Below are 5,706 nucleotides of genomic sequence, written 5' to 3'. Positions count from 1 at the left end.
GGGGTGATAGGGAGACGACCCACCCCTCCCCCCACAACCACAACCAAAAAACCCCCCCCCCCCCCCCCCCCCCCCCCCCCCCCCCCCCTCCCCCCCCCCCCCCCCCCCCCTCGCCCGGTTCCTCCTGGTACGAGTAGCGCTGCTCCCGCCAGGGATCGCCAATGTTGTGGTAGCCGCGCTCCTCCCAGAAGCCCCGGCGGTCGGCCGTCATGTACTCCACGCCCCGGACCCACTTCGGGCCCTTCCAGGCGTACAGGTGCGGGACCACGAGCCGCAGCGGGAAACCGTGCTCGGCCGTCAGCAGTTCGCCGCCCATGTGGGTGGCGAAGACGGTCCGGTCGGAGGCGAAGTCGGCCAGTCTCATGTTGGAGCTGAAGCCGTACTCGGCCCACACCATCACGTGCGTGACCTGCGGGGCCGGCGGGGCCAGCTCCAGTACGGTGCGCGCCAGCACGCCGCCCCATTCGGCGCCCGTCATGCTGAACTTGGTGACGCAGTGCAGATCGGCCACGACGGAGTCGAACGGCAGGGCCGCGAACTCCTCGTGGTTCCAGCAGTGCTTCTCGCCGTCCGCCGTCGCGCCGAATACGCGGAACTCCCAGCGGTCCGGCTTGAACTTGGGCACGGGGCCGTAGTGGGTGACGGGCCAACCCCTCTGCAACCGTTGCCCCGGAGGGAGCTCAAGCTGCTCTGCTCCCGGAGATTCCCGGCTTTCCGGCTGACCCATGCCTCCATGGTGACAGACGTGGCGGGGTGGTCACGACCAGGTACGACCTGCGGTACGACCTGATTCGGGCAAGTCCCGGTAACTCCCACTAAGGAGGCACTTACTGGACGCCCCAGGGCGGCAGTGCAAGGATGCGCGCACTGCCAGTCACCAGCCCCGTCACTAGCTGACATTGCTTGGAAGGAGCCTCTGCGATGCAGGGCGACCCCGAGGTCCTCGAATTCCTCAACGAGCAGCTGACCGGCGAGCTCACGGCCATCAACCAGTACTGGCTGCACTACCGCATCCAGGACAACAAGGGGTGGACCAAGCTCGCCAAGTACACGCGTGAAGAGTCCATCGACGAGATGAAGCACGCGGACAAGATCACCGAGCGCATCCTCATGCTCGACGGCCTGCCGAACTACCAGCGCCTCTTCCACGTGCGCGTCGGACAGACGATCACGGAGATGTTCCAGGCGGACCGGCAGGTCGAGGTCGAGGCCATCGACCGCCTCAAGCGCGGCATCGAGGTCATGCGCGGGAAGGGCGACATCACGTCCGCCCGCCTCTTCGAGGAGATCCTGGGGGACGAGGAGCACCACATCGACTACCTCGACACCCAGCTGGAGCTCATCGAGTCCCTCGGCGAGGCGCTGTACATCGCGCAGCTCATCGAGCAGCCCAGCTGACCGAGCCAGCCGAGCCGACCGAGCCGGCCGCAGCCCTCGGCCGCAGCCCTCAGGCGGCTTCCGCCAGCTCCCGCTCGGGCGCCGGCGCGGGGTCGGCGGCGAGGACGGCCGCGGCGTTGCCCTTCTCCAGCAGCTCCCGGCGGGGGCAGGCCCCGCGGCCGAGGATGCCCTGGATGGTGCGCACGCAGGAGCCGCAGTCGGTGCCGGCCTTGGTGGCCGAGGCGATCTGGCGGGGGGTGCAGGCCCCGGCAGCCGCGTGTTCCTTCACCTGCTTGTCGGTGACGCCGAAGCAAGAGCAGACGTACACGCGGTTCACCTCCCTGGAGCGGAACGGTTCGGCAGGCCATCCCCTATTCGGTGAGGCTTACCTAACCGTACCCAAAGTTAGGGTCCCCTAAAAGACCCGGGTACGACGATGGGGCGCGGATCACATCGATCCGCGCCCCATCGTCGTAGGAAGGTACCTACTGATCGCCTACCGCTCGCGACTACTGGTCGCGGTACATCTCGGCGACCAGGAAGGCCAGGTCCAGGGACTGGCTGCGGTTGAGCCGCGGGTCGCAGGCCGTCTCGTAGCGCTGGTGCAGGTCGTCGACGAAGATCTCGTCGCCGCCGCCCACGCACTCGGTGACGTCGTCACCGGTGAGCTCGACGTGGATGCCGCCCGGGTGGGTGCCCAGCGCCTTGTGGACCTCGAAGAAGCCCTTGACCTCGTCGAGCACGTCGTCGAAGCGGCGCGTCTTGTGGCCGGAGGCCGCCTCGAAGGTGTTGCCGTGCATCGGGTCGGTGACCCACGCGACGGTCGCACCGGACGCGGTGACCTTCTCGACCAGCTCGGGGAGCTTGTCGCGGACCTTGTCGGCGCCCATGCGGACGACGAAGGTCAGCCGGCCCGGCTCGCGCTCGGGGTCCAGGCGGTCGATGTACGTCAGCGCCTCGTCGACCGTGGTCGTCGGGCCGAGCTTGATGCCGATCGGGTTGGCGATCTGCGCGCAGAACTCGATGTGCGCGTGGTCCAGCTGGCGGGTGCGCTCACCGATCCAGACCATGTGGCCGGAGGTGTCGTACAGCTTGCCGGTACGCGAGTCCGTACGGGTGAGGGCGCCCTCGTAGTCCAGCAGCAGCGCCTCGTGCGAGGAGTAGAACTCCACCGCCTTGAACTCGGCCGGGTCGGTGCCACAGGCCTTCATGAAGTTCAGGGCGTTGTCGATCTCCCGCGCGAGCTGCTCGTAGCGCTGCCCGGACGGGGAGGACTTCACGAAGTCCTGGTTCCAGGCGTGCACCTGGCGCAGGTCGGCGTAACCACCGGTGGTGAAGGCGCGCACCAGGTTCAGCGTCGAGGCCGACGCGTGGTACATGCGCTTCAGGCGCTCCGGGTCCGGGACGCGGGCCTCTTCGGTGAAGGCGAAGCCGTTGACGGAGTCGCCGCGGTAGGTCGGCAGGGTGACGCCGTCGCGGGTCTCGGTGTCCTTGGAGCGCGGCTTGGAGTACTGGCCCGCGATGCGGCCGACCTTCACGACGGGCACGGAGGCCGCGTACGTGAGGACGGCGCTCATCTGGAGCAGGGTCTTCAGCTTGGCGCGGATGTGGTCGGCGGAGACGGCGTCGAAGGCCTCGGCGCAGTCGCCGCCCTGGAGCAGGAACGCCTCGCCCTTGGCGACGGCTCCCAGACGGGCGCGCAGCTGGTCGCACTCGCCCGCGAAGACGAGCGGAGGATACGACTCGAGGTCCGCGACGACAGCGCGCAGGGCCTCGGCATCGGGGTACGAAGGCTGCTGCGCCGCGGGAAGGTCTCGCCAGGTCGCCTTGGCGGCGAGGGCTTGGTTTTCAGCGTTCACGGTCACCTCGTACACATTACGTCGTCATTCGCCGTGTCCGGCCGGACGCCCACCTGATGAGACGGTGTCGTTCGAAGGCCCAGGGGCCACGGATTAACGGAATGCAAGGTTCACATGTCGGAAAAAGTCAGATGCAGCGGAACGGCGTCCCGGTGGGCTAGGGTGCCTCCCATGTACGCGCACGCCAACCTGAACTGGTGGTGGCCCGCTCCCGGCGGCCCACTCCTCTCGCGTACCCACTGACACGAGCGAAGCGCAGGCCGCCCCGAGGGGCGGCCTTTTGCGTGTGCCGACACGGGCCGTCCCTCCCTCCGACACCCCACCGGAAGGACGCCCCATGACCCGCCCCACGCCCAGCCCCACGCCCCGCCCCGACTTCGACCTCACCCGGCTCCTCGACGACTCCGCCCCGCCCTTCGCCCTGCTGCGCCGGCGCACCCCGGGCCGCGACCACGACACCGTCGAGGTGCTCCTCGGCCCGGTCCACGAGGCCGCCCGGCTCGCCGACCTGCCCGTGCGGGAACTCCCCACCCTCGCCCTGGTCCCCTTCCGGCAGATCCGCGAGCGCGGGTTCGACGTGCGCGACGACGGCACGCCGCTGGCCGTGCTGGCCGCCGAGGAGGCGTACGAGATCCCGCTCGCGCAGGCGCTGGCCGGGCTCCCGGACCACCGCGTGCGGGTGGACGGCGGCGGCTTCGACGTCCCCGACGAGGAGTACGCGGCCACCGTCGACCGGGTGATCCGCGAGGAGATCGGCCGCGGCGAGGGCGCGAACTTCGTGATCCGGCGGACCTACGGGGGCCGGATCGACGGCTTCGGCCGGGCCGACGCCCTGGCCCTGTTCCGGCGGCTGCTGGAGGGCGAGCGGGGCGCGTACTGGACGTACGTGGTCCACACCCCCGACCGCACCCTCGTCGGGGCCAGCCCCGAGGTGCACGTGCGGATGTCCGGCGGCACGGTCGTGATGAACCCGATCAGCGGCACCTACCGCTACCCGGACTCCGGGCCGACCGCCGAGTCGCTCCTCGCCTTCCTCGCCGACCGCAAGGAGACCGAGGAGCTGTCGATGGTGGTCGACGAGGAACTGAAGATGATGTGCACGGTCGGCGACATGGGCGGGGTCGTCGTCGGCCCCCGCCTGAAGGAGATGTCCCACCTCGCGCACACCGAGTACGAGCTGCGCGGACGCTCCTCGCTGGACGTCCGGGAGGTGCTGCGGGAGACCATGTTCGCGGCGACGGTCACGGGCTCGCCCGTACAGAACGCCTGCCGGGTGATCGAGCGGTACGAGAGCGGCGGCCGCGGCTACTACGCGGGAGCCCTGGCACTGCTCGGTCTGGACGCGTCCGGCGCCCAGACCCTGGACTCCCCCATCCTGATCCGCACCGCCGACATCGCCCCCGACGGGGCGCTGCGGGTGCCGGTCGGCGCCACCCTGGTCCGCCACTCGGACCCGCTCGGCGAGGTGGCCGAGACCCACGCCAAGGCCGCCGGCGTACTGGCCGCCCTGGGCGTACGGCCCGCCGCGCCCCGGCCGGCCCCCTCGGGCGGGGCGGCCGGACTGGCCGACGACCCCCGGGTCCAGGCGGCCCTCGCCGCGCGGCGGGCGGACCTGGCGCCGTTCTGGCTCCGCATGCAGGAGCGGCCGGCGGACGCGGACGCGGTCTCGGCCGGGCGCGCGCTGGTGATCGACGCGGAGGACACCTTCACGGCGATGCTGGCCCACGTGCTGCGGGTGGCCGGGCTGGAGGTGACCGTACGCCGCTACGACGACCCCGGACTGCGGTCCCTCGCCCTGGCCTGGGACGGCCCGGTCGTCCTCGGCCCGGGTCCGGGCAACCCGGCGGACGCGGCCGACCCCAGGATGCGGATGCTGCGCGGGCTGGCGCGGGAGCTGCTCACCTCCCACCGGGGCGGGCTGCTGGGGGTGTGCCTCGGGCACGAGCTGATCACGGCGGAGCTGGGACTGCCGCTGGTGCGGAAGACGGAGCCGGCGCAGGGGGCGCAGGTGGTGGTCGACCTGTTCGGCACGCCGGAGGTGGTGGGCTTCTACAACACGTACGCGGCGTCGTGCGACGCGGAGGCGGCGGCGGAGCTCGCGGCGCACGGGGTGGAGGTGTCGCGTGACGCCGTCACCGGGGAGGTCCACGCGGTCCGCTGCGCGGCGCGGGGGTTCGCGGGGGTGCAGTTCCACCCGGAGTCGGTGCTCACCCTGCGCGGGGCGGAGCTGGTGTCCGCCCTCGTCCGCTCGGCGGCGGGCGCCGCAACCGGTCCGGCGTAGCCGGGTCCCCCCGGGGGGGGCGGTGCGGGCCGGTCCGGCGCAGCCGGGGGAGGCGGTGCGGGCGGTTGCCCTGCGGGGCCGTCCCCTACCCGCCCTTCCACCGTTCCCCGGGCTGCGCCCGGACCCCCTGGGGGCTCCGCCCCCAGACCCCCGCGCCTCAAACGCCGGCGGGGCTATAGATAGCCTCGC

At 71.4% G+C, this 5,706-nt stretch carries 4 protein-coding genes and 1 pseudogene; 2 read left to right on the top strand and 3 right to left on the bottom strand.

What is annotated here, in order from left to right; genetic code table 11:
• Window positions 1-106 precede the first annotated feature (106 nt).
• Window positions 107-727: pseudogene (locus AC07A6_RS41180) on the bottom strand (sulfite oxidase-like oxidoreductase); the annotation flags it as partial.
• 194 nt (window positions 728-921) lie between these two features.
• Between AC07A6_RS41180 and bfr the strand changes: the two are divergent.
• Window positions 922-1,398 (top strand): bacterioferritin, encoded by a 477-nt coding sequence (gene bfr, locus AC07A6_RS41175; protein ID WP_478780520.1) that lies wholly within the window; start codon window positions 922-924, stop codon window positions 1,396-1,398.
• A gap of 49 nt (window positions 1,399-1,447) precedes the next feature.
• Here bfr and AC07A6_RS41170 read toward each other — a convergent pair whose 3' ends face one another.
• Window positions 1,448-1,714, bottom strand: coding sequence for a (2Fe-2S)-binding protein (locus AC07A6_RS41170; protein ID WP_478780519.1), 267 nt, complete (start codon window positions 1,712-1,714; stop codon window positions 1,448-1,450).
• A 172-nt stretch (window positions 1,715-1,886) separates the two neighbouring features.
• Window positions 1,887-3,251 (bottom strand): class II 3-deoxy-7-phosphoheptulonate synthase, encoded by a 1,365-nt coding sequence (locus AC07A6_RS41165; RefSeq protein WP_185911169.1) that lies wholly within the window; start codon window positions 3,249-3,251, stop codon window positions 1,887-1,889.
• 322 nt (window positions 3,252-3,573) lie between these two features.
• Between AC07A6_RS41165 and AC07A6_RS41160 the strand changes: the two genes are divergently transcribed.
• Window positions 3,574-5,517 (top strand): anthranilate synthase family protein, encoded by a 1,944-nt coding sequence (locus AC07A6_RS41160; RefSeq protein WP_478780518.1) that lies wholly within the window; start codon window positions 3,574-3,576, stop codon window positions 5,515-5,517.
• Window positions 5,518-5,706: the final 189 nt, after the last annotated feature.

The organism is Streptomyces sp. NPDC044002, from assembly GCF_056434525.1.
This window is presented reverse-complemented; position numbering and strand designations above follow the sequence as displayed.